Here is a 24,241-nt window from a genome sequence, read left to right on the forward strand (position 1 = left end):
TTCCACCGCTGGAATCAGCGCTCCCGCTCGGCGGAAATGCGCTGCTGCAGCATCGCGCCGACGACGCTCCGGTCGTCTGACGACCAAAGGTCCGCGCTGGTGTTAAGCAGGTGCTTGCGCGCCACGTCGAGGCCCACCGGCGACCCTTCCTCTTCGGACAGCGGCTGCCACAACAGGCGATAGCGCACGCCGGTGGAGGTAGGGCGCTTGTGCAACTCGCCGTTGATGGCGTCGACTTGGCGTTCGGCGCCCTGCAATAGGCGCTGGATTTCTGCGGCGATTTCGGCCTGCAGATGGTTCTCCAGAACAGCCCGTTCGTTCGCGGTAAGCAGTTCGCTGCGCTGGGCGATCTCTTCAGCGAGGCGCATGGCAAGGCGGTCCGGCCGTTCGCGCCGGTTCTGATAGACGATATCCACCCTGAAACCCCAATCGCTGGGGTCGGCCTGGGCCTGGTGGCCGAGCGCGGCGAGCGCGCGCTGCAGATCGGTTAGTTCTTCGGCTATCTGCCGCTGCACGCGCGCCCATGCCTCCTCGTCGTCACTGAGGCCGGACAGCTCCTGTTCAGCGCGACGGGCCAGTGTCAACGCCGGGTCGATCGTCCACTGAACGCCCATGTCCGGCAGTTCAATATGCGGCAGGGCGGCCGACAGCAGGCCCGTGACCGCGAACTGCTGCAGTCTGGAGATCGCCTGGGCGCGGGCCTCGCCGCGCTGCTGAAGGACGAGGTTCGCCGTCTCGGCCTGCTGGCCGGCAACCGCACGCGCCTCACCTGCCTTGCGCCAGGCTTCGCCGGCGAGCTTCAGCTCGGCTTCACCGGTTTCGACCACACGGCGCGCATCGATCAGCTGCCGCTGCAATTCCTCGACCTTGGCGCCGACCGTTTCGCGCAGCACTTCCAGCCGAGCAGAGGCGTCTTCCGCTTCAACGCGGGCTGTCGCGAGTTCCTCTTCGCGCTGCCATACATCGTTGCGTGCCTCACTCTCGCGGGCACGCTGACGCTGCCGCTCGGGCAGTGCCAGACGGACCTCGTGGGCCACATGTTCGAGCCGGACGTGCGCATCGCGATAATGATCCAGCGCTGCTTGGACGCCAGGTAGCGCTTCGGGTATTTCGGGTAGGCGCAGGTCAATGGCATCCCCAGCAAGCCGTTCGCGCATTGCCTTGAGCGCCTGTTCGGCCTCGCGACATCGTGTATCTGCTTCGGCGAGCTTTTCGCTGGCGAGACGCGCGGCGCGGGCGCTGGCGGTGGCGGCTATATGGGCGCCTCGCAACACCTCGTCGGCGGGCGCAAGGCGCCACTCTTCGTCGGCCTGGTCCCGATCCAGCGCGAGCTGCTCCGCCTTGGCTCGCACCGCCGTCAATTCGATAGAGAGTTGCGTCAGACGTCCAGCAATCTCAGCCAACCGCCGCATGCGGGCTGCGGCGCGGGCCGCGTGGCCGATATAAACCGCCGCCGGCTTGCCCCACCGACCGGACAGCGCGCCGAGGCGGAAGCGGCCGTCGGGGGCGATCCAGGCCTCGCTGTCGATCGGATCGTCGTCCGCGCAGGCGATGCCAGACAGCACGCGCCCGATGATATCGGCTGGTACGATGCAGCCGGCCGGCACGGTGGCTTCCAGCCAGTCCACGAGCGATGGAGAGTGCTTCTGTCGTTCCACAGCCTGCGTATCGTAAGGTAGGGTACCACCATCACTGACTTGGAGTCGTCCGTCAGGCGCTATCCAGGCGTCGAGCAACCCGGCGGCTTCGAGGCCGGCGCGTTGCGGGGCAGCCACCGCACCACGAAAATCGACCACTTGCCAGAGCGGCGCCCCCTGACGTTCGTCCCGGACAGAGGCGTCGCGCGTGTAGGGCAGGGGCGGCGCAATTTCGTCGCCAGCTTCCAGGCGTCCGCGTTCGTCTTTCAGGATCTCGTATTGCAGCTCCAACGCCTGCCGTTGGCCGTCGAGCGCTACGCGACGCTCAGTCAGGGAGAGGCTGGCTCCTTGATATGCCGCTTGCAGGAGCTGGTGCGTGGGGTTGTCGCCCTGGAGCGTCGTTGTCCATTCCGCCAGGGCCGTCAATGCCGCGGATCTGCCGTCGGAATCGATCAGCAATTGCCTTAGGCCAATAAAATAGCGGTCCCAACTCTCCACCAGCTCCCGGCCTTGCTGTTCGACCTTAGTGTCGGCTTGGGTCCGACTTTCGGCAGCCGCTTCAGCTTCGATCCGCCGTTCGTCCTGGATTTCGCGGCGCCGCGCATAGACGGCCTCGACTTGCGCGACTTCGCCGTGGCGACGACGCAACAGGGCAATCTGCTCACGCCGGCCGACAACGAGGTTGCGGAGCTCGGCGCAGGCCCTGTCGAAGGCATGCTGCGTCAGCTCGATCAGCGCGGAAGCCTCCGATGTGGCGAGGAGATTTCCGGCGTGCTGGCCGGCGATGCCCGCCGCATCGGCGTGCGTGGCGCTTTCCAGTCGCAGATCGGCCAATGCGCGTTCGGCCTGGTCCGCGCGCTGGATTGCGCGTCCGGCTTCCTCGGTGCTGATCTCCAGCCGACGTCCTGCCTCAGCGACGGCCATCGTGGCCCTCTGCATCGCCTGCCGTCGCCCCGCCGTCTCCTTCTCGGCGTTTTCGAGGCGATTGGCGTCCTGCATCGTCGGGTCGGAGCGCAAGGTATCGAGCCGCGCACGACTGCGCGCCAGCGCGATCTCGGCATCATCGTGAGCGGTCCGGGCCAGCGCTTCTTGCCTTTGTGCCTCGTCGAACCGAACCTGGGCCTCGCCTCGTGCCCGGCTGGCGTTGTCGAACTCCGTCTGGGCCTGGCGCAGCAAGCGCGCCTGCCGGCGAGTCTGCGTACCGGCATAGACGCGATAACGCTCCTCGAAACGGCCAACGGCCTTGGCCAGCGCCTGATACTCGTCGAGTTGACGACGATCTTCCTCCAACTGTCCGAGTGCTTCGGCGACGTCGCCAAGCAATTCGGGCGCCAGCGGCGGTAGGGCTTCGGTCAGTGCATTCGACAGCGCGGTTTCGTCCGGCTTTCTGGAAAGCTGCGGTTGGCGAAGCTGGATGAGCGTGTCCATCAACGCGTCGTAGCGCTTGGCGCCCAGGTGGAACAGGCGCTCGTCGACGGCACGGCGGTAGCCGGCCGCGGTGTCGAACACCTGGCCGCGGCCATCGAGCGCGTCGCGCAGGCGTTCCTTGGTCAGCACCACCCGCTGCGCGCTCGTCAGCCACAGATCCTGATTGATGCGCGGCGCGTTGTCGGCATCTTCCAGCAGGAAGAACCAACTGTCGACCTGCGGACGAGCCACCGTCGCTGAAAGGCCAGCGCCAAGCGAGAGAAAACGTGGCGTGCCGTCTTCTGCGATGCGGCCGAACTCGATCCACGCATAGCCGATGCGCCGGTCGTAGCTGTTCATCAGCAGGTTCCAGGCCATCTTCTTGCTGCCGTCCCCATCGGGCTCGATGCGGGAAGACTTGAGTTGCGCGTCGAGCAGCAGCGGCAGCGTCAGCGACAACACCTTGGACTTGCCCGTGCCGTTGTTGCCGCGTAGCAGCAGATGGCCGTCGCGGAACCAGAATTCTTCACTGTCGTAGCGGAAGAGCTCCACCAGGCCCAAGCGCAGCGGTTGCCAGCGCTGCCGAGTCGGCATCGGCAAGGCGGGTTTTTCCGGAGGCAAGGCGAACAGGTTCAAGCAGTCGTTCCCGTCGGTTCGAACAGAGGTCCGGATGCCTTGGTCGAGGCACTGTGGGTTTCACGGATTTCAGCCTCGCCCAGCGCGAAGCGCGCGAGCGCCGGCAGCGGCTGTACGACGCCAGCCATCCGCACGACAAGTTGCAGCTTTTCCAATCGATCGATCGCAATGGCGGCGAGCTCGCGCTCGGCGCCGGGCTCTCGCGCCGATTTGCGCCAGTAGCGGCCATACCGGCCCTTGGCCTCATGCAGGAAGTCGGCGATGTCGTGCTCCCGCATGCCGGCGGCCTGCGCCGTGCCGGCCCCATCGGCCCGGCCCTGCCTTTGGCCGGTGGCTAGGTGTTCGGCGACCAGCAGCGTTACATGGGCGTCGGTGCCCTCGGCCGGCATGGCCACATCGGTCAGCACACCGGCTTCATCCACCAGCGCCAGCCTTCAGCGCGCTGCTCGGCCACCAGGCCGGCGGCCTCGCACAGGCGGGCCGCCATCGCGCCGCGCTGGTTGAAGAAGTAGGCTCGGGCTTCCGTGTCCAGCGTCTCGACATAGACCACCGGATCGTCGAGAAGCCGGCGCGCGAGCTGGTGGCGCAGCGCCGTGCGCCGCCCCTCTTCGCTGTCCGCCACATGTTCTTCGATTAGGGCGCGCAGCCGCTCTTCAAGCGTGACGGGGGCTTCTTGCGCCGCCCAGGTGGACGGGCCACGCACCGCTGCCAGCATGCCGGCAAGCGTGCGGCGCTGCACGTCGTAGAGCGCATCCGCCTGATCGCCTCCGGCACGCACGAATGTTTCTTCGTCGCCGGCGACGCGGTGCAGTACCCCGAGGCCCAGTAATGTGCGGCACACCGACACGAGTTCGCGCCGCTCGTGTTGTGCCTCGAGCGTGAAGGTGAAGTCGAGCGTCGGCTCGGCGGCGAGTTCAAGCAGCCTCTCTCCCAGCAGGCGCAAGGTGATCTGCGGATCCGCGCGTTCGAGCACCGCGCAGGCGAGGCAAAGCAGCACGTAGCGGCGCCGATCGTAGCCGGGAATGCCGCGCATGGCGTCGGCCAGGTCTCCGGGCCGCTTGTAGAGGCGCGCGCCCTCGCGCTCGACCTGCAGTATCCAGCCCGTCTCGCGCGAAAACCATTCACGCAATGCTTCGGCCTGACGGCGTACGCCGGCGAAATCCTCATGCGCCGGCCCCATCAGCGGCGTCATCAGAAGGGCGCGCACGCTCGCGCGAAACTCCTCGCGCTGGAAGCGCTGTTGCAGCAGGCCGATGCCGCGACTGTCGTTGGAGCCGTTCGCCGCTTTCATCGACCGTCCTGCAAGGGTGTGATAGTGATCAGATGGTCGCGCCCGGCAAAGACACCACGCGGCGTCTCAATCATGGCGCGACTGTCGGGGGCGAGCGGCTTCAGGTGGATGTGCAGCAAACCGTCGCCCGTGCGTCGTTCCACCGGCGTTTCCGGCCCGGCCTGTTCGCTCAGCGCCTCCCCGAGCAGGGCCAGGAACAGGCCGAAGGCATGCGTGTCCAGTTTCCCTAGATCCGAAAGCCGCGCCGGGCGGCTGGTGGCGAGACGCTCGCGCGCCGCTTCGACCTGCAGCGACTCCTCTGCGAGCTGAAGTGCCAGGAACGCGCGCTCTTCGGCGCGGTCTCGCACGCGCGGCAGCGGTCCGCGCGGGGCGGCTTCGCCGTATTCGCGCAAACGCGGGTGAATCCTGAGCGGCGCGGCGTCGGCCCAGGAGGTGCTGGCCGGCAGATCGGCGTCCGCGTTGGCGTTGAGCGAGAAATGGCGCGCCGGATTGAGGGCGAAGGCAGCCCGCGCAAGGCGGTGCGCCTCGCCGTTGTCTGCGCAGGCGGCAAACCAGCCGGCGAGCAGGCGGAAGTCGGCAGAGCGATCGCTGCGGCCGCTGCGGCGCTCGTTGAGCGCAGCGATAGCAGCCAGAAGCTGGGGGATGGCCGATCGTGCCCGCGCCCGCAACAGCTCGGCTTGCGGCGGCTCGTGGCCGGTGCTGAGAAACCAGCCGCGCAGACCCTTCCAGCGTTCTTGCCAGGCTTGCAGGTAGGCTTTCCGCGCCTCGGCCTGATCCTGCGCGCCGCCGGGAGCCGCGTCGCGCGATTCGCGCTCGGCCACCTGTCCAAGCAGGGCGTCGATGCCCTGCTCCAAAGCCAGGATGAGGCGTGCGATGGTGTCGGAACGGCGCACCAGATCACCCATGAAGCGCTCCAGATAGTCGATCAGCCGCTTCTTGTAGTCTGCGACCGCCCCTGCATCGGCTTGCTGCAGCTCGATGCTGCGCGCGACGCCGGCCATGAACGCCTGCGCGTTCTCGGCCAGACTTTCGAAGACACGCACAAGATCCCGCAGTGTTTCATGGATCTTGGCCGCGTCGGGTTCGGTTGCTTTGGCCAGCGCCTGAAGTGCCTGCAGTCGGCTCGCTATGTCCTCGAGCGCCACCGTTTGCAGCTCAGCGCGGCGCTGCAAGGTCTGTACAAACACCGCCAAGGCCGATTCAACGGCCTCGCCGCCCTGCGAGAGTCGATAGAGAAAGCGTGCACGGTAGAAGTCGCTAAGGCTGGAAACCCGCGCGGTGTCGGGATGCGATTCAAGATTGCCCCATTCGGTAAGCTGGGTGAGCGCCGTATTCACATCCTCAATGCGCGGCGGCCCATTCTTCGACCATCGGGCTTCCGCAAGCACTTCGTCGGGCCGCAACTGCAAGCGATATTGCCGCTTGGCCGCTGCGAAGACGTCCATGATGCAGCGGTAGAATGCGGCCTTCTCGGCGCTCACGTGACGAAATAGATCCGCCGGGTCATTCGCAATGTACGTAGGCAATCGCTGCCTCCCCAACCTCTCTTTTGAATGTTTTCGCTTTGTTCTCGCGTCCCGTCAAGACGGCGTGTTGATCATTGAGCACATGCGCCTCGGGCGCGCTTTCTATGCACTTAGTCAGAACATTTCCTCAGTAAGATCAAGGGGAGGCATTGTCAGAAGCCAGTTGATCGGCCCACCAAATGTCGACCGATCCTATCGATCGTCTATGACGGCAAGAAAGCCGCGAACTGCGAAATTATCGATGAAATCAAAGCCCGAATTTTTGACGGTGTGTCTGACGGTAGATGTGTCGAGCGAAAAATAAATTGCTTCGCGAAATCAATTTGAACCATGGGTTGAAGCAATTGGGCGAGTGCCACGCGTTTGGTGTCGGCCTCGGACCAGCCGCGCGCAGACCAGCTGCCGAGCACGGAGGTTTGGAGGGGACGAGATCCCGATGTTTAATCGGAATGGGCACGGGCTTCTCAGGTGCTTGTCGAGCACGATCCGCTTCGGCACCTGCCGGAACGAGGCACAGTAAAGGTCAACCATCGCCCGCCCCATGGCGACCAGCTCCCGCACGCCGGGCAGGTTCTCCAGCCGGCACATCGTCGATCGGGAGGCCAGATCCCGACCCGACGGCAGCACACCCTGCGCCATCTTGAAGACCGGATCGGAGCGCAGCCGGTTGGCGTCGTTGCCGTCCTGGTAGCCGGCGGCGATCATCTTCATGCGAAAGCAGCTCATGTCGGCCAAGCTGTGGGCGGTCTGGTCGGACAGCGCGGATCGTCGATGCAGCGCGCCAGACGCCACCCCGCAGCCGCGTTTCCATCTCGGCCAGAGCCGCCGCTGTTGGACGACAGCATGCCGCCGTCGAAACGGGCGACGACGTGACTTGCCGCCCACGAATGACAAACCGCTCAGCAGCAGCGTAAGATCGTTCATGGCGGGTATGATCTAACCAAATCCTACGTCATTTCAACGGCTTGCACCACATTCGCCAACCCACCATGAATTTTTTCGGATTAGCTGGATCCGGTTTGCGCCCGCCACAAGCGAGCGTAAGCGCCGTCAGCTGTCAGCAGATCACCATGCCTTCCCTCCGCAACAATCCGCCCCTTGTCCAAGACCACGATCGTGTCAGCCCCACGAATGGTGCTGAGTCGATGAGCGATGACGACGATGGTCTTACCGTCCCGACGCAGATCCTCAATCACCCGCAGGACAAACGCCTCGGCGACCGAGTCAAGAGAGGAGGTCGCCTCGTCGAGGATCAGGATCTCCGGATCCCGGTACAGAGCCCGAGCCAAGGCAAGGCGCTGCTTCTCGCCGCCGGAGAGGCGTACACCGTTCTCGCCCAGATGGGTCTGGAGACCGCCGGGCCAGCGATCGATCAGCTCTCGTAGCCCTAATTGATCGCAGATTTGCAGGATCTTCTCGATGTCCGGCTCGAACTCGCCAAGGGCGATGTTCTCGATCATCGAGCCCGAGAACACATCGACCGATTGCGGCACCGCAGCGATAGCCTTGCGCAGGGATACGGTTGAGAGATCCTGGAGAGCAAAGGGACCGATCTGGATGCGTCCGCCCTCATGCGGGTAGACATTCTGCAGCAGCGCCGCAAGGGTGCTCTTGCCCGAGCCGCTTTCGCCTACCACGGCCGTCATCTCGCCTCGGCGGAAGGTGACGCTGAGGTCCTGGAAAAGCTCCGGCTGCGCGCCATAGCGGAACGTGACGTTCTCCAGGCGGATATCACCAAGGTTGGACTTTGTGGCATCAATGTCGCCGCCGCTTGTCTCCTGCTCCAGGTCGAAGATCTCGAACAGGCGATCCGCTGCGATAAAAGCATCCTGAACGATCCGGTTGGTCTGGATCAGGCTGGCAACCGGCCGGGTGACATAGCCGAGCAACGTATAGCAGGACAGCAATTCGCCGGGCGTGATGGTTTGATCGAGGGCAAGCGTCGTTCCGAACCACATCAGCACGATGGTGAATAGGGTCGAGAGGAAATTCGAGGCATTGTCTCCGAAGATCGAGATGAGGCCGGAGCTGTAGACGGAGTGCAGCATCTTGATGAAGCGGGTCTCCACCTTGAAGTTGGCGAAGCTCTCCATGCCGGAGGTCTTGATCGTGGAGACAGCTGCGAGAGATTCCACCAGTTGTGCCTCCAGATCGGCGGCATTCTCCATAATGGCGCGCTGGCGCTTCCTATTCAGCCGGTTGATGGTCCAATAGACTAAGAGGTACAATGGGATGGAGACCGCCACAACCAAGGCGATCTTCCACGAATAAATGAACATCAGCCCGAGCGAGAACAGTATCATTAGCACGTCGACGAACATGTTGATCGAGACGTCGTTCAGGAAGTTCCTGATCTTCACCGCGTCGTTCATGCGGGACACGATTTCGCCCATGCGCATGCTGTCGAAGAACTTCTGGGGCAGGCTGAGGATGTGAGTGTAGTAGCCGAGTATCAAGTGGACATCGATCTTCTGCCCCGTCTGCAGGACGAGCCGGTTTCTGAGGAAATTGATCAGGATCTGTGCCACCAGGATCAGCAGCATGGCGACGCTCATCAGGTTGAGCAGGTTGCGGTTGCCCGCTGTGATCACATGATCGACGATCTTCTGGACGTAAATGGCCGTCGAGAGGGTGAGGATCGTCGTCACCAGCGCCCCGACGAGAGCCTGCGCCATCACCGCCCTGTGTGGCGCTAGCAGACGCGCGAAGCGGGCGAGGGGTGAGGTGGTTTCTTCGCGGCGCTTGAAGGTGTCTGCAGGAACGAGGAGCACCAGAACGCCGGTCCATTGCCTCTTGAATTCCTCGTGCGGCAGCTTGCGGATTTCGCCATAGGCTGGATCCATGACGATGACCCACCTAGCATCGATCGCCTGGATGACTACGAAGTGGTGCAGGACCTCCTTCACGATCACGTGCGCGATGGCGGGCTTGGGGATCTTGTATAGGCTGTCGAAGCCACCCTTCACCCCCTTGGCGATAAAGCCCAGCTTCTGGGCCGCTTCCGTGAGACCCAGCACGGTGGTGCCGGAGCGGTCGGTCGAGGCATACTGGCGGATGCGTGACAATGGCAGCTTGTAGCCATAGAAGGCAGCGACAGAAGCAAGGCTGGCGGCCCCGCAATCGGTGATGTCGCGTTGCTTGAACTTGATGACCTTGCTCGACATGGCGGCTCGCTGCCTGTTGGAAAATGAAGGATTAGTGGCCCGCCAGGAGCGGATTGAGCCAATCGTCGACCTCATTGTAGAGGAGTTGTAGGAGAGTGCGGTCGGCCACGAGGAAGCGGGCCCGTACGGTCATGCCCTTCTTCAGGTGACCGATGACCCCGTTCTTGAGCGCGAGATGGCTGCGAGAGAGCGCGCAGCGGACCTTGAAGACCGGGCTGCTGTCGTGGAGTGTGAAGTCCTGCGCCACGTCGAGCACTGTCGCGTCAATGACACCCCATTGATTATAGTTGAAGGAATCCACCTGGAGCCGCACCGACTGGCCCGGCCGCACGAAGCCGATGTCGTTGGGGGTGACATAGATTTCCGCCACCAGTTCGCCGTCCGGCGAGACCCAAGCGACGGTTTGCCCGGCCTGGATGTAGCTGCCGGGGGTGAGGCCGGAGAATTGCTCAAGAGCGCCTGACACGGGGGCCCGAATGCGGGTCAGATCCCGTTCGTTCTCGAGCTGATGTAAGGTGGACGTGAGTTCCTTGAGACGTAGGTTAATGTCGAAAAGCTGCTGGTTCCATTCGGCGGATTTGCGCAGCGCGAGGATCTCGCCCTGCACCTCAATTGTCTGGAGGGCGAAAGCCTTCTCGTCAACGGCCTTCGCGGGCGTTGCAGCAGCGGAGAGCAGTCGCTTAGCGCGGTCGAGTTCCGCCGCGGCATTACTGCGGGCATATTGGTTCTCCCGCAGCAGGTTGAGAAAATGCGCCCGCTCGGCCGTAGCGGGCTCGGTCAGGAGGCGGATCGGGTCCTTGGCCTGTATGCCGGCGGAGGAGATCAGGGTTTCGAGGTCCCGGGCAAGATCGCTCTTAGCGCGAATATCGCTTGTAAGCGCCCTGAGCTTTTCCTCAACCACCTCATCATCGAGGGCGAGGATCTCCTGCCCCTGGGCAACCAGATCGTTCTCAACGACAAGGATACGGGAGATGCGTCCGGAGACGGGCGCGATCAGGGGCGTCTTCTCGACGGTGGGGCGAATGATACCGGCACTTTGGGCAGAGACCGTTATGGTGATGAGTGGCAGCGACACCAATGTCGCTAGCACAGAGAGCACAATCACCTTATAAATGACCAAAGATCGTCCTGACCTTCGGGAGAGAATGCTCTCTGCGGTGTAGCAGGCTATTTCAGGAGAAAGGGGAACTTCTGATCTATGTTCAGTATGAAGCATAGTTAGCTTGCGCACTTATGTTCTAGCCGTGAATCTTATAGCGGACTGCCCCTTCCGCTATAGTCGAAGCTACAAAAGCTAGTAGCGTAACAGCTGCCCAAACTACTCCCCAGAATAGCCCTCCCGAAATTGCAGATGCTTCTTCAGGTAATAATTCGGTAACACCATAAGTTGACATATCCTCCTTCATTGTTATCCCCTTTTCCTATATTCAAATGAGAAGATCATTTAGTGATGCAGCTCGGCGGCTTTTGCCGCTATAGTTACAGCTGCAAGGCCTAATAGCCCAATAACCGCGAAAGCTATTGCCCAAAAAAACCCTCCAGAAATTGCAGATGCTTCTTCAGGAGCTAATTCGGTCACACTATAAGCTGACATATCCGCGTTCATTGTTGTCTCCTTTCCTAGAACTCAAATAAGAGGATGAATCGGTGATGCCGGTCGGCGGCGTGTGCCGCCGTACAATGAGAACATCAAGAGTCGTGCCAACTGCACAGAGGCGCTTCAGAAAAACTGTTCTGCATATTATTCAGTGGCTTCAGGGAGAGCGCGGCGGCACGCCGGCCGAACATCACCGTGTCGCGGACGCGACAAACCCGACAACAGGGGGCAACGCAAGCGTATGTCGGGGAGAGCGGCAACGAGTAGATGGTGCAAGTCAGCACAATGAAGAGGTAGCGATCCGTTGATGTCACGTTGATGCGGCTGAATGTGCTTGCCGCCCGCGCGCACGATCTCTGCACGAACGCGCGACGCTGCCTGCTGTTTGCGACCTGGGTACCGCAATGCGCAAAGCTGCAACGCAAAGCCCAGCCTAGCTCAATATTCTGCCCACACCGGGCAAGTCTGCAACGCTCCTCACGTACGGGCTATGGACGCGGCTCGACCTCCCACACCGCGGGCAAAGCCCGCCCATGGGCTGCAGCCGGACCGCTGCAGGCGTTTGAGTGATCACCCCTTTTTCCAAATTTCAAGATTTGGCTGAACGCAAGTCAGGTTTGCGTCAGGAAGGACGACTATGCCCGACCTGCCAAAATGCGGCTCCGTAGGGAATGACTATTTCACTTTTTCTTGTTGCGAGATTGTCGGTCGGCGGATCGTGGCAGTACCCAAATGGATTGGAATGAGCGCCACGGATTGCCCACGGTCCATGATCTCACTTGCCGGGATGGTGGATCGTCCGCGGCACGGAGTGTCATCACGCGAGAACGCGGACTTATCTTGGCGCGTGGATCGCAGCGATGAGGATCGGCGAGAGAGTTCGGGCGCTGCCGCGACGATCCATGGCTGGATCAGCGGGTCGAGTAGGCGTACGGCCGACTCTGCTCACGGTGACACGATGTGCATACGTTCGGCATCTCCCGGTGCAGCTACTGTCAGCTGGCTCGGCCGCATGCCAAACGTCTTGGGTCCGCGCCGAGGCAGCTGCAACCGATCGCATCAGAGCCTCAAAAGGGACCAAGGGGCGCCACGCATCCGTGCCCCACTTTTGGGAAGACCACGTGCCATCTGGGCGATCGCACTTATACGTCGAAGCCCTGAAGCACTTTGGATGATCGACACCCGCCCCAAACACTATAGCCGGCGCATTCTCGCCGGTATCGGAGATGGAATATGACGGGCATTGGCCGACCCGGAAGAGCGCGCATTGGCGCTGCTGGAGCGGACAGCACGCGGGGATCGAGCAGTTCGCGCCCCCAATCAGGTGTTGCCCCTGGAGAAGGCAGCCAATCGTTCGATTCCATCATGGATCGAATGCGCTCTGGGCCTCAAGGTAGAGGGTCGTCCTCCGTTCCCATTGCGCGCAGTGCCAATGATGCCCTTGGCGACAGGTCTTCCAGCCACACCGTTGGGGCACATCGAATCGAGGACCCTGCGCTACGTGCACGCGGAGGCGCTGGCGAAGCTGGAGTTCGGCGGTCAGAAGTTCGGCAACGGCGATATCGTCAAGATGCTAGGCAATGATGGTGCCGCCCGAAGCTGGAGTTCGGCGGCCAGAAGTTCGGCAAGGACGATATCGTCAAGATCCTGGGCAACAACGGTGGGGCGCAGGCGGTGCAGACCCTGCTGAAGAACGCGGAGGCGCTGGCGAAGCTGGATCTCGGCGGCCAGAAGTTCGCCAAGCACGACATCCTCAAGATCCTGGGCAACATCGGCGCGGCGCAGGCGGTGCAGGCCCTGCTGGACAACGCGGAGGGGCTGGCGAAGCTGGAGTTCAGCGGCCAGAAGCTCAGCAAGGACGATATCCTCCAGATCCTGGGCAACAACGGCGCAACGCAAGCGGTGCACGCGCTGCTGGAGAACGTGGACAAATTAAAGAATATGCCTAAATCGCGAGTGTTGGCAGCGGCGAGCGGTCGACGAAGCGCCGCTGCCGCAATCAGAAAACTTACAGCCGAGGTCGCGCGTTGAGGTGGTCACATCGTCACGCGTTGATGTCATCACATCGGTGCAGCGTGGTCGGGCGTGGTCGCAGACGGAGAAGCGGCCGTTTGCAGCATGGGCTTGACCGCTGTCATAATGGCTGTTCAGCGGATTACCGAATAGTTTGCGACAGAAACCAGTACGCCCGCCCTAACGTCACTTAGCGGCAACGAAACGCCGCGCACACCGGTCGCCCTCAGGTTGGACCGATGCCGGGTCATCGCATCCTTCGTCAGCGGTATCACTCGCGACCGCGCAGCCGTCCGCGCCGCGATCACCGAACCCTGTTCAAACGGCCAGAAGAGGGCCAAATTACGAAACTCAAGCTCGTAAAGCCTAGATGTATGGGCGCGGAAAACTCGACCTCCTCCAAGCCCGATTGATCGGTGTGGTGCATGAATGCGAACTTCATCGAGATTGCGTCACCCCTTATTCCAAGCCGAAACACAGTTGGGGCTTTTTTTAGCGAAGTTTCCGGTTCCGGGGAGCGCTCCCATTTCTCGATGCGCTGAAGGTCAAGCCTTGGTTCAGCATCGCCGAAATCTGCGAGCGCGATGGCGCGCCCCACCAGTCGCACAGATTGAGATAGGCGAGATCGCTTGCGCTGTCACCGAATCCGATCGCTGGCCTATCTCCAGACTCCGAGCGAATCTTCTTCAAGAGGAACTCTACTGCCCGGCGCTTTGAAACCGGCGGGGGGATTAGCGCGAAGTTGTTTCCGTTGTGATGCCGTATCCAACCCGCATCGTCGAACTCAAATTTCAGTTCGGCCAGCCTCTTGCCATCACCGTCGTTTTCTTTGAAGACGGCGTATGTGGCCATATCCATTTCTTCAACGATCCACGAACGAACAGACATTTTGCCAGCTTCGGCTCCTTGCCGACCTATTTCAAGTACCTTGTTCAGTGCCTCCCTGTGAGGGATCAGTTCCTTAGAAATGACATCGTGCCACTCCTTCAGATGCGCACCGCCCGGTTTAAGGATGACAGCGCCGTTGGCAACAATTGCGTAGCTGTTGAACGCGATCTTGACGTTCCCGTAGGCTGTCGTGCCACGTGCCGTGACGGGAATGACTTGTGACGTACTCAGCAGCCAATCGATCATCGCAACCTGCCGCGGGGTCATCATGGAATGATGTCCGTTCGAGGAGATCGCAGCTAGAGTCAGTTTGTCCTTGCTGCCTTTCGGACACTTTGCGTGCGTCTGGAACAATGTGTCATCCAGATCGGCAAAGACGATTGGCTGGATGGCGTGATCTACGGATTTGACGGGTTGATCAGGCATTGCACTCGATCCGCCATACATATTTGGAATTCGTTTTCGTCAACCCGGAAAGATTCCGGGCAGATGACTTTGGTTTTGCATTCACATCTATGCCGACTGCTTCGTTTTCTAGACACAGGACCAACGACATTATTTCCAGAAGTTTTTACCATAAAGCAGGCGCGTCTTGCTTTATAATCGGCATGTAAAGTGTCGCGCCAAGTTAAAATGGCGATCTATTTTTTTGCGATTCTTTTAAACCCTCTGGATCAAGGTAATGGCGCGATAAGGCTGGATTATTTCCGAGGCGACTTGGAAGGGAACATTCTTCTTTCGGATCAAATATAGCAGCGCTGCCAGCTCAGCATCTTCAACGGAAGACAGGAATACAATTTGAGGCATATGGCGCAGAATTGCCCTCGTGGCTTCCGCAATTCCTGGCTTGATCCGATTAAAATTCTCAACGGCAAACTCTGCAGCAATTCGATTGATTGCCTCCCGCGATCGTCTCTGATGGCTTGAGCGGTCGTTATCCGTCCACTGCGCGATTTCGTTATTTTGGTCTAACGCGGTGACGGCATGTGTCCACACATTGTCCACGAAAGCAGCTGAGATATCGTGGGACGTCAAGTGATCCCATATGACTGTACCGTGAAAATCTTCCGGACCGGTGACCTGCTCGTTCAGTATCGAACGGCTGATCAGCCCGGACACGGTGCTTCCGAGTATTCCCGACGGAATAAGCCAGTCTTCGCTCGACGCCGCAAGCCACGCGCGGCCACAGGGGTCAGCCAGAACCACCAGCTTTGGCGGCTGTGCAGAAAATGAATGGAAGCTCCGTTCCAGCTCGTTGGCGATAGCGCCTTTGCCGGTCCAGCCATCAACGAACAGCAGGCCTTCAATGGGCCGCCGCTCAATGATGTGGCGCATTGCATTGCAGTCAATTCCGCGGTCCCGGATGATCGAAATGCCAAAGTGTTCGACGTCCTTTTTTAGGCGCGACAACGCACGCTTGAGGAGAACACCCAAGGGCACTCCGGCCCGAACGAGGCTCGCCAACGTGATCGGGCCTTTAATTTGATTTGAGATAGACCGCGCGAGGGCTGCCACCTCGCGTCCCATTCTCGCAGCGCCAGCTGACATCGCTTCATCAAATATCTCCATGTAGCCGGCTTCGGGCGCGCCTTCGAATGAAATTGTTTCCGAATAGTGGCGTAGACCGGACTGTATCGCCGCTTCCTTCGATGCGACGTCGATTGCCTCTAATTTTATAGGTTTCAAAAGAAACGTAACGTCCGAACTGCGATACGTGCCCGAAATGAATTTACTTTGCGTCGTCAGCAAAGGTCCTCTCTTTCCTCCGCCGCGTATCGGAACCCTGGAGGCTTAGATGACTGCTGGCTTCAAACCCAGGATGGAGTATCAATGAAATACCAAGGTGAATGCTGTTGATTAATGTTAGACCATCGATAAAAGCGCTCGCCGAGCAACTATTACTGTTGGCTCTCTCAATGACGTCACAAGTGTATGACTTATCTGCTCTTCACATGTCTCGGAGCAAAGAAGGACCTTTGCGTAATCTGACGGATTGACATTGTACAGGTAATTTAACGAATGCCCTCCGTAATTGTCCTCAAACGCGAATTTCTTTACTATCGCGTGACCTACTGAAATCGGCGATCGTGTAACGGATGAGTAGTGGACGTCAGCTCCTTCCATCTCCAATTTTTCCGCAAGCAGGAACGGCTGCCAAATATGTTCTCCTGTACCAAGAACCAGCGTAGCGCCCGACGCTGCTGCCTGACCCTCCAGTTGCAGACGGTGGCGGGAGACGCCCAATCGCGCCCAGTCGATATCCTTGTCGGGAGAAATGACCTTGCGCCTTTTCGTTTCAACTGTTGGCACTTCCGGCGCGTTGCTGTTCAGACCGTTTGCATGCCAGCGATACCGCCCGGACAGGAGTGACGCGCGCTTCACTTTGGTTGCTATCGTCTGTTCGATAGCGCCATCTGACCAATCCGTGAGGGTGACGAGTACCGCATTGCGAACGTTCGACCTGATGCCGGCAGGCAGAGCTGCGAACAGATTGCCGAATGTTTTTCCGGTCGACGCTTCATCGTCAATCAATACAAGTGTTCGGGCATTCTTAACCCTGGAGACCAGACCTGGCATGAGCGGCCAGTGTAGGAGATGTCCCGTGGCGTGACTGTGCTCCTCCTGGAACTCGCAGATTAGGGGCAAACCAAGTGCATGTCTGGTAGTGCAAATATAGACGGTGTCATCCCGGTCATTTTGTTCTGAGTATTGCTGGTGCACGCCCGCACCCAGCCCGACAGCGGCTTCGGCCATTCCTATGAACAGGATTGGCCCTTCGAGATCGGGTGAAATTTGGTCGGCCAGAAATTTGTACGTCGTTCGCATCAGCGAAGGCCGCACGGGAATATGACGTCCAAGCACCTTGGAAACGAACATGAAAGACCGTTTGGGGTTAACGCGCTCGGCAAATCCAAATATTTCATCGGGGGGCATTAGGCTGCGATCGATTTCAACCGATATGGTTCCACGACCCAGCTCGGCAGAACGGTATTTTTTAAGTGCATTGTCCAAAATGGCCACCCGATTCGTTAATGATTTGGGGCGTTGTCACGGTAACTTCTTGTGAGGAGGCGCTGGGGTCGACGCCGGTTCATGCACATAAGCTACAAACGCCACCGCTTTCGCGCCGCGATCATCGCCCATGCGGTGTGGCTTTATTACCGGTTCCCTTTGAGCCTGCGCCTGGTCGAGGAAAGCTTCCGGAGCGCTGGATCGTCGTCTCCTATAAAGCGATCGCCGGTGGGGGAAGAAGTTCGGCCCCGAGTTTACGTTCGACCAACTGCGCAGGAAGCGGCCGAGCCCCAATGATGTTTGGCAGCTCGATCAGGACGGTTATGTTCTCGAGGCCGCGCCTGCTCACCAGGCTGCTGAAGAAACAGGGCCTGGCGCCAAAGCGCATCATCACCGACAAGCTGCGTTCCTATGGAGCGGCGAAACGGCAGGTCATGCCGGATGTCGAGCACCGCGCGCACAGGGGCCTCAACAACAGGGCCGAGAGTTCCCACGTGCCGCTGCGAAAGCGGGAGCGGACGATGCAAGGCTTCCGTTCGCCGGGAGGCTGCAGCGCTTCGCTCGATCTTCTCAACCTTCCGTAGTCTCTTCGTCCCAGCCCGCTCAAAACGCTCCGCATTCCAGATCCATCTCCATCACCTGGAAAGCTGTGATCCCAGCCCTCGCCTGATATGGCCGTCGGCGGTCCCTTCACGTCCAAACGCGACAGTGTCGATTATCGTCTTTCGCCAGATCGCCGACGAATCGCTCCACCTCAGCTCGTGACATAGTTCCTGGCTCGGCACGCTACGCCTGCAGCTCTTCAGCCAAAATCTTCAGTTGCTCCGGGCAATTCAGTACTTCCGGGCCAGTTGCCATCGTCATCTCCTTTGGTTCGGGGCAAAACCGTCACAACGGCTTCCCAAAGTGATGTGCAAGTGACGTGCCATCCTGAGGATGTAACTGCGCGCTGCTACTCAAGTTGGGCCGGCGCACCTTCGCGTCGCGCTCTTCCTTCCTTTTTGCTTGAGGCTGCGCACGAAATGCAAAACGTTTGGCCTATGGTGCGTCTGTTCGATAGTCGACAGTTTGGCTCAATAGCGACAGTATTGTTTGCATGGATCGAGACACCATGTGGTCGGCACCGGTCGGTCGCCATCAGTACGACAAGCGAAATCACGGAGTGGCCCCGGCGCGCGCGCGTGCTGCCGCCAAGCCGCTTCGACGAGCATGCCGCGGGTATGTTCACGGCCCTGTTTAACCATGACCGTTCTCACAATCCGAACAGTTTTTTTCGCCCAGCGAATAGCATGTTACACGCCATTCTGGTTTTGCGCTCCGTTCGTTTGAAGCCTTTCGTCGACCGCGCTGTTCTACACTCACATTCCACTACAAAATTTGTCGATAACGGAGAAAGGCAGCCAGATAGATCGGTCCGACTGACTGGATGCGGCACAGAGCCTGTCGGCCCTCTGTCCGCAAGGACTATCACATAGGAGGGATCACACCCCAGCCACTGCACCTGCAACCGCATCTGCCGTGCTGAAATCGTCGTCGCGCCGCACGACGATTGAGGTTATCACTAGATAGTGGTCTGACAGATACTTGTCATGCGCCAGGGGGCCGGTTCATCGGCTAACGCCTCATCATGACGTCACCTCGGAGGACGAGAAAAGATTGTTGTGGCATGGGTACGAGCTACCTCGGTCGTTTGTTCGATCGAAAGCACTGTGTGTGGAGGAAGCTCTCCATCATGCAGTGCCAGGAGATGAGGGCCGACTTCCTTATCCGCGGCCGTGAGCCGATGCTTGAGGCGAAGAAAGTCCATCCAGGTTGGCGTGAGGAATGTTTCTGTGCAAAGTGAAGGCGTTTGAAGATTTCGCTGGAGCGTCCAATTCGTGCACCGGCACGGCTCTGAACGTGGCGCCTTGCCCGCATATAGCCCAAAAAGGTCTCGAGGTTACTCTGATATGGAGTAATCAACCTTTACAGCGATAGGGTCGCTCCGGGGCTTCCGTTCAAGTGCCGGTCCGGGAGCGCGAAAATTTCGCGGCCTGTCAGCGGCGGCCGAAGGCCAAGACCTCGGCTGTGTAGGTCTCCACCACCAGGCTGAAGGGCTGGTTCGCTCCGGTATAGAGGATGGCCCGGTGCCGCAGCACCTCGTGGGGAATGGCCAGCGCTCCTTTCCCCGCCGCCGGCAGCGGCGCGTCCATCTCCCACCCCTTGGGCAGCGGCGACCACAGCAGCTCGGCGCTAATGGTTTGGCGGCGGAAGTGCAGCGGCTGGACCACCTTCCCGAAGGGCTGATCGGTGGTGTCGAGCACCTGGTTCATCTGGGGTGTGAGTCGCGACGGGACGTACCAGTTATCGGCCTCGGAGAGCACGAGCTCGCCACAGGCGAGCTGCACGCGGCGGTAGTGCACGGGTTCGCCAGCGCTGATCCCCAATGCCTGGCGGGCATTATCCGGCAGCAGTTTGTCGTCGCCCTTCACGCGATGGGCGACAATCTTCGCCTCCGGCGCCAGCCCGTGCTCACCACACCACCGTTCCAGCGTAAGCGTGGCGCTGGGGTGGCTGAGCAGGTCGGCGTTGAGCGTTTCCAGCAGGGCGAGGGCCTGGGTGCGGGAGGCGGTGTCGTTGGTGAAGAGGGTGCGGGCCTCGGAGGGTGACGAGACGATCACCATCATGGCGAGGGAGGCTACTGCGATGAAATTTCGAGTACCCATGGTGCGACATCCTTTGCGTTGCGTTACGAGCGGCGTTTGCAGGAACGCACCCTGTACGCGATTGAAAACATGGCGGCGCAGACACAACCACGAAATGCACCCTGTGCGCGACCGCAGGCTGCGCACTGGAGAACGAATTTCGGTTGCCGAAATTAGACCGCGACCTTCTTGCGGGTCCGCTTCGCCGGCACTGGCGTTTCCGGCTCCTTCGGCTTGCGGCCGAGCCCCATCGTCTTGGCCAAGGCCGAGCGCGCCGCGGCGTAATTCGGCGCGACCATGGGATAATCCGCCGGCAGGCCCCATTTGGCGCGATATTCATTCGGCGTCAGCCCGTAGTGGGTGGACAGATGGCGCTTTAGCGATTTGAATTTCTTCCCGTCCTCAAGGGAGATGATGTAATCCGGTGTCACCGACTTCTTGATCGGGACTGCAGGCTGAAGGACCACCCGCTCTTCTGCCGAGACGCTTCCGGCCGTGCCTTTCAGAGCCGCATGCACTTGGCCGATCAGAGCAGGGAGATCCCCCACCGGAACCGGATTGTTGGAGACATAGGCTGAGACAACATCGGCGGTGAGCTCGATGAGTGTGTCGATGTTTTTGTCGGCTTCGTCTGTCATGAAACTCTCCGAGCGGCTTGAAACATAGTCGGCGAAGCATTGCTTCATAGTGGGGCTTGCCGCTGAACGCAAATACAGCGTTAGCAGGGCTGTCGCGATGCTCGTCGAGCACTGAGATCTATGCGACGTATCATGCCCTCGTGCACGTTCATCCGCTCGCTTTTGGCTATCCCCCGACCAAGTCGAGCTCAGCTGTGCTTCCCAATCCCCTGCTTGTGAATTTTCCACGAAGAGCCGAAGATATTTTCGCGCCATCGAAAGCGCCACTATCGCGATGTCGATTTTGGCAATTCGGTACCCAAGCAGCTCGACACCTGCATTTTTCGATATAGGGTGCAGCCAGCTGCTAAGCGCGTTTCGGCCGTAAGCTTGGGCCGAACTTCGTCGATCTTCTTAATGCGAAATTGATGGCCGAGCAGTCCCCCGGAAATCGATGTCCAGCCGTACGGTCTTGAGCTTTTTGCAATTCATCCCTAACCTGGAGTTGCATCGCCAAAAGGAGCGCTTATCTCTTCGAGCGGGCGCTTGCGACCATAATCGGAATGTCGTCTTAAGGACGATGTTCCCCTCGGCTCGGGTAGCCCGTCGAAGCGAAATCTTCCACCGGCCGCGCCGACATCGCTATCCAGTATCGTGGCGCTGGGATCATCCCCGCGACCGACCTCGACTACCCTTTGCATCTATGTTGAACGTAAACTATGTTATGTTCAACACAGGAGGCTGGCATGGGCGCTCAAATCCATACTACAACAGACAGCGAAGCAACGGTCGCACTGACCCGCAACAAGCTCGTCCTCGAACAAGCGAGGGCCGTTGGTCTCCTTGGTTCCGCTAAGAATACGCGTCTGTCGGGGCGCGTACCGTCAGAGCTGATCGACGCGGCCAAGAAGCGCGCCCACGTCACGTCGGACACCGAGTTGTTGGAGCTTGCTCTGTCGCGGCTGGCGCTGGAGGATGACTTCGGGGCTGGCCTCGTCAAGCGCAAAGGCAGCATTCCCTCGGATATCGATCTTGGGATTTGATCTCGCCGATACCCTTCGATCATTCAAACCGCAGAAACGCCTGGGGACACTCGTGCGCCGGGCCGATGACGATCTGCCATGGGTCGACGACGAGCCTATTATTGGCCGTCCATTGTTTTTGGATACGACCGTGTATCTGGATGTCCTCCAAGGCCGATCACCGGCAGAGGTGGATAGGCTTCTGACGTATAGGCTATGTCATCATTCGGCTGTGTGCCTTTCCGAGCTGACATACGCATTCGGCCGATTGGATCCAAAGCACACGTCAACGAAGATCGCACTGGAAACGATCCGGGCGACGGTCGCGGATATACCCGAGCACCGACTTCACGCTCCCGACACTGCCATCTGGGGGCAATCCGGCATCCTCGCAGGCCTGCTTTTCCGAATGAGCAATTTGCCAAAAGGCGAAGGTCACGAACGCAAGTTCGTCAACGACGCTCTGGTTTGCCTGCAGGCGCGGCAGCTGGGTGCGAGTGTGCTCACGGGAAACATTCGGGACTTCGACTTTCTTTCCCAACTTGTACCGACGGGACGAATTGTCCTGTATCGAACACTAGAAGCCTCGTGATTCGCATGAGTTCGGAGGTCTCAGAGTACCGTGTGATCTTCCGCCAAAATTCGGACCAGCTCCTAAACTGCGGGTAAACCTTTTGCCGCCTCAATGGCCGCTGAGTATGAAAGCCTCGACTGCGACGCTGGCGTTTTGCTGAGTCTGACGGTTTAAATAGAAGCCATTCTGCATATCTATTGCGAGTATATGGGAGCGTAAATGCCGAGGGTCCGGACGGAGTTGGCAAAACGACGACGATCGATCTCTGGAAGGACGCCTTAGTGCAACGATCTGGCCGCTTTGAATTCTTGAGCTTTCCGGGGAAAGCTGAAGGCACCCTTGGCGCAGTCGTTTATCGTATTCACCACGACCCGGTGGCATTTAGAATAGCGAGGGCTGCTCGCTGGGCCGTGACTCTAACAATGAACCGGGCTCGATGTTCACGCTCTGTGCTTCGAAAGTCGCATAAGAAGGCAGTGCGGAACGCACTAAGCAGCAAGAGGAGAAGGGCATCGCCCCATGAAAAAGCGCCCGGCTTGGCTTTGCCGTGTCGCAGCGCAACATCCTGAAAAGCGAAGCCTCGACCCGGGAGCGTCCCTCACAGCTTTTAGGTGCGGGGGACGCCTTTTTTAGTCAAATTCATTTCTTCGGATTTGTCCCCCGAAACGCCTTAGGCGCCAAACTAACGCCGAGGGGCTATTGGGTTCCGGAAATATTCGCGCCGACCGCATTTTTTCCGACCAAGCTTAGACCAGCAAAAAGGGCGGCATCGCTGCCGCCCTTCGAGTTGTTGAGATGCGTGGACCTTAGAAATCCATACCACCCATGCCGCCCATGCCGCCGCCGCCCATGCCGCCAGGCATGCCGCCGCCAGCCGACTCTTTCTTCGGAGCCTCGGCGATCATGGCTTCGGTGGTGACGAGCAGGCCGGCGACCGAGGCCGCATCCTGCAGAGCCGTGCGCACGACCTTGACCGGGTCGACGATGCCCATGGCGATCATGTCGCCATATTCGCCGGTCTGGGCGTTGTAGCCGAAGGTCGCGCCCTTGTTCTCGAGGATCTTGCCGGCAACGATCGATGCTTCCGCACCGGCGTTGGCCGCGATCTGGCGAGCCGGAGCCTGCAGCGCGCGACGCACGATGCTGATGCCCGCGGTCTGGTCGGAATTGGCGCCGGTGACGGTGATGGCCAGCGAAGCGCGCAGGAGTGCGACGCCGCCGCCGGGAACAATGCCTTCTTCCACGGCCGCACGGGTCGCGTTGAGGGCGTCATCGACGCGGTCCTTCTTTTCCTTGACTTCGACTTCCGTCGCACCGCCGACGCGGATGACGGCAACGCCGCCCGCCAGCTTGGCCAGACGCTCCTGCAGCTTCTCCTTGTCGTAGTCCGAGGTGGTCTCCTCGATCTGCTGCTTGATCTGGGCAACGCGGCCCTGGATCTCAGCCTTCTTGCCAGCGCCGTCGACGATGGTGGTGTTCTCCTTGGAGATCGACACCTTCTTGGCGCGGCCGAGCATGTTGAGGCCGACATTCTGGAGCTTGATGCCGAGGTCTTCCGAGATGACCTGGCCACCGGTGAGGATGGCGATGTCTTCCAGCATCGCCTTGCGGCGATCGCCGAAGCCCGGCGCCTTGACGGCGGCGATCTTCAGGCCGCCACGCAGCTTGTTGACGACCAGCGTGGCCAGAGCCTCGCCTTCGACGTCTTCCGAGATGATGAGCAGCGGCTTCGAGGTCTGCACGACGGCCTCGAGGACCGGCAGCATGGCCTGCAGGTTGGAGAGCTTCTTCTCGTGGAGAAGGATGTAGGCGTCTTCCAGATCGGCGACCATCTTGTCGGCGTTGGTGACGAAGTAGGGCGAGAGATAGCCGCGGTCGAACTGCATGCCTTCGACGACTTCCAGTTCGGTCTCGGCGGTCTTGGCTTCCTCGACCGTGATGACACCCTCGTTGCCGACCTTCTGCATCGCCTCCGCGATCATCTTGCCGACCGACTCGTCGCCATTGCCGGCGATCGTGCCGACCTGGGCGACTTCCTCGGAGGTCTTGATCTTCTTGGCGTTCTTGATCAGCGTCCCGACGACGTCGGTGACGGCGAGGTCGATGCCGCGCTTCAGGTCCATCGGGTTCATGCCGGCGGCAACCGCCTTGTGGCCTTCCTGGACGATCGACT

At 60.2% G+C, this 24,241-nt stretch carries 15 protein-coding genes and 5 pseudogenes; 5 read left to right on the forward strand and 15 right to left on the reverse strand.

The features are described from left to right. Positions 1-14: 14 nt before the first annotated feature. The 8 genes and pseudogenes from DH08_RS07545 to DH08_RS07580 all read right to left on the reverse strand — a co-directional run bounded on the left by DH08_RS07545 (position 15) and on the right by DH08_RS07580 (position 11,267). Complete coding sequence (locus DH08_RS07545; RefSeq protein WP_246800729.1) at positions 15-3,680, reverse strand: TIGR02680 family protein; 3,666 nt, start codon at positions 3,678-3,680, stop codon at positions 15-17. Next, positions 3,677-4,971: pseudogene (locus DH08_RS07550) on the reverse strand (TIGR02678 family protein). Before DH08_RS07550 ends, DH08_RS07545 begins: the two are co-directional and overlap by 4 nt. Beyond that, entirely contained in the window at positions 4,968-6,452 is a 1,485-nt protein-coding gene (locus tag DH08_RS07555; protein WP_345892367.1) for a TIGR02677 family protein, read from the reverse strand. Before DH08_RS07555 ends, DH08_RS07550 begins: the two are co-directional and overlap by 4 nt. A gap of 519 nt (positions 6,453-6,971) precedes the next feature. Further along, a pseudogene (locus DH08_RS07560) lies at positions 6,972-7,421 on the reverse strand (transposase); the annotation flags it as partial. Positions 7,422-7,501: 80 nt separating this feature from the next. Then, complete coding sequence (locus tag DH08_RS07565) at positions 7,502-9,661, reverse strand: peptidase domain-containing ABC transporter (protein WP_192178721.1); 2,160 nt, start codon at positions 9,659-9,661, stop codon at positions 7,502-7,504. Positions 9,662-9,692: 31 nt separating this feature from the next. After that, positions 9,693-10,781 (reverse strand): HlyD family secretion protein, encoded by a 1,089-nt coding sequence (locus tag DH08_RS07570; protein ID WP_192178722.1) that lies wholly within the window; start codon positions 10,779-10,781, stop codon positions 9,693-9,695. Positions 10,782-10,899: 118 nt separating this feature from the next. Beyond that, on the reverse strand, positions 10,900-11,067 hold the full coding sequence (locus DH08_RS07575; RefSeq protein ID WP_192178723.1) for a hypothetical protein: 168 nt from the start codon (positions 11,065-11,067) through the stop codon (positions 10,900-10,902). A gap of 38 nt (positions 11,068-11,105) precedes the next feature. Further along, positions 11,106-11,267 carry a hypothetical protein gene (locus tag DH08_RS07580; protein WP_192178724.1) on the reverse strand — a complete coding sequence of 54 codons (162 nt, stop codon included), beginning with the start codon at positions 11,265-11,267 and terminating at the stop codon, positions 11,106-11,108. Positions 11,268-12,932: 1,665 nt separating this feature from the next. Between DH08_RS07580 and DH08_RS07585 the strand changes: the two genes are divergently transcribed. Both DH08_RS07585 and DH08_RS07590 read left to right on the forward strand, forming a co-directional pair. Then, positions 12,933-13,289, forward strand: a complete 357-nt coding sequence (locus DH08_RS07585) for a hypothetical protein (protein ID WP_192178725.1) — start codon at positions 12,933-12,935, stop codon at positions 13,287-13,289. Positions 13,290-13,520: 231 nt separating this feature from the next. Then, positions 13,521-13,692 (forward strand): annotated as a pseudogene (locus DH08_RS07590) (ISL3 family transposase); the annotation flags it as partial. A gap of 71 nt (positions 13,693-13,763) precedes the next feature. Here the strand turns inward: DH08_RS07590 and DH08_RS07595 are convergent. The 3 genes from DH08_RS07595 to DH08_RS07605 form a co-directional block, all read right to left on the reverse strand. Then, a complete protein-coding gene (locus DH08_RS07595) occupies positions 13,764-14,585 on the reverse strand; it encodes an HAD family hydrolase (RefSeq protein WP_192178726.1) in 822 nt (273 codons plus the stop codon). Between the two features lie 234 nt (positions 14,586-14,819). Continuing rightward, entirely contained in the window at positions 14,820-15,908 is a 1,089-nt protein-coding gene (locus DH08_RS07600) for a cysteine protease StiP domain-containing protein (protein WP_192178727.1), read from the reverse strand. Between the two features lie 114 nt (positions 15,909-16,022). After that, positions 16,023-17,171 carry a phosphoribosyltransferase domain-containing protein gene (locus DH08_RS07605; protein ID WP_246800730.1) on the reverse strand — a complete coding sequence of 383 codons (1,149 nt, stop codon included), beginning with the start codon at positions 17,169-17,171 and terminating at the stop codon, positions 16,023-16,025. Positions 17,172-17,252: 81 nt separating this feature from the next. Between DH08_RS07605 and DH08_RS07610 the strand changes: the two are divergent. After that, positions 17,253-17,819: pseudogene (locus DH08_RS07610) on the forward strand (IS6 family transposase); the annotation flags it as partial. Between the two features lie 985 nt (positions 17,820-18,804). On the opposite strand, the pseudogene DH08_RS07615 reads toward DH08_RS07610, so the two are convergent. The 3 genes and pseudogenes from DH08_RS07615 to DH08_RS07625 all read right to left on the reverse strand — a co-directional run. After that, positions 18,805-19,185, reverse strand: a pseudogene (locus DH08_RS07615) (MFS transporter); the annotation flags it as partial. 22 nt (positions 19,186-19,207) lie between these two features. Beyond that, entirely contained in the window at positions 19,208-19,876 is a 669-nt protein-coding gene (locus DH08_RS07620) for a hypothetical protein (protein ID WP_192178728.1), read from the reverse strand. Between the two features lie 152 nt (positions 19,877-20,028). After that, on the reverse strand, positions 20,029-20,493 hold the full coding sequence (locus DH08_RS07625; protein ID WP_192178729.1) for a Ros/MucR family transcriptional regulator: 465 nt from the start codon (positions 20,491-20,493) through the stop codon (positions 20,029-20,031). Between the two features lie 725 nt (positions 20,494-21,218). Here DH08_RS07625 and DH08_RS07630 point away from each other — a divergent pair. After that, on the forward strand, positions 21,219-21,515 hold the full coding sequence (locus tag DH08_RS07630; RefSeq protein ID WP_192178730.1) for a hypothetical protein: 297 nt from the start codon (positions 21,219-21,221) through the stop codon (positions 21,513-21,515). Beyond that, entirely contained in the window at positions 21,505-22,086 is a 582-nt protein-coding gene (locus tag DH08_RS07635) for a type II toxin-antitoxin system VapC family toxin (protein WP_192178731.1), read from the forward strand. The genes DH08_RS07630 and DH08_RS07635 overlap by 11 nt, the downstream gene beginning before the upstream one ends. A 788-nt stretch (positions 22,087-22,874) precedes the next feature. On the opposite strand, the gene groL is transcribed toward DH08_RS07635, so the two are convergent. Then, positions 22,875-24,241, reverse strand: a 1,367-nt coding sequence (gene groL / locus DH08_RS07640; protein WP_192178732.1) for a chaperonin GroEL, incomplete at its 5' end; no start/stop codon positions are given.

Source organism: Mesorhizobium amorphae (assembly GCF_014843845.1).
In the GTDB taxonomy this organism is placed as follows: domain Bacteria; phylum Pseudomonadota; class Alphaproteobacteria; order Rhizobiales; family Rhizobiaceae; genus Mesorhizobium; species Mesorhizobium amorphae_A.

Bases quoted from the DNA above. Each gene is read 5' to 3' on its own strand.
- DH08_RS07565 (WP_192178721.1), bottom strand. From the start codon at position 9,661: ATGTCGAGCAAGGTCATCAAGTTCAAGCAACGCGACATCACCGATTGC.
- DH08_RS07575 (WP_192178723.1), bottom strand. From the start codon at position 11,067: ATGAAGGAGGATATGTCAACTTATGGTGTTACCGAATTATTACCTGAA.
- DH08_RS07580 (WP_192178724.1), bottom strand. From the start codon at position 11,267: ATGAACGCGGATATGTCAGCTTATAGTGTGACCGAATTAGCTCCTGAA.
- DH08_RS07595 (WP_192178726.1), bottom strand. From the start codon at position 14,585: ATGCCTGATCAACCCGTCAAATCCGTAGATCACGCCATCCAGCCAATC.
- DH08_RS07620 (WP_192178728.1), bottom strand. From the start codon at position 19,876: ATGGGTACTCGAAATTTCATCGCAGTAGCCTCCCTCGCCATGATGGTG.
- DH08_RS07625 (WP_192178729.1), bottom strand. From the start codon at position 20,493: ATGACAGACGAAGCCGACAAAAACATCGACACACTCATCGAGCTCACC.
- DH08_RS07630 (WP_192178730.1), top strand. From the start codon at position 21,219: ATGGGCGCTCAAATCCATACTACAACAGACAGCGAAGCAACGGTCGCA.